We start from the raw sequence: 397 nt of genomic DNA, 5'->3' as shown, positions 1-397 counted from the left end.
CTGTGCATTCTTCTTGGCATCCGCTGCGTCCTGATTAGCCTGTTCTAAAGCATCATGCTCATCTGGCGTAATCAATCCGTCCGCATTCGCTTCTTTCAACTTATCTTGCGCAACTTGGTCTGCATGCTTAGCTGCTTCAACGGATGATTGCGCTTCCTCTCGTTGCTTATCAACATCATCAGAGACACCATTTGAATCTGAATCGTTCACATTAGGAACTTCAATGCCATGAAGTTTATCAAGTTCATCTGGCATATTTCCTCGCTGATCACTTGGCAGTGCATCTACTTTCTCTTGTGCATTCTTCTTGGCATCCGCTGCATCTTGATTTGCTTTCTCAAGGGCATCATGCTCGTCTGGCGTGATTAGTCCGTCCGCATTCGCTTCTTTCAACTTA

General features: G+C 45.6%; 1 protein-coding gene. It reads right to left on the bottom strand.

The features are described from left to right. On the bottom strand, nt 1-397 hold a 397-nt coding region (locus HMPREF2802_RS10080; RefSeq protein WP_218085178.1), incomplete at both ends, for a GA-like domain-containing protein.

The organism is Staphylococcus sp. HMSC071G07, from assembly GCF_001811435.1.
GTDB lineage: Bacteria > Bacillota > Bacilli > Staphylococcales > Staphylococcaceae > Staphylococcus > Staphylococcus pettenkoferi.
This window is presented reverse-complemented; position numbering and strand designations above follow the sequence as displayed.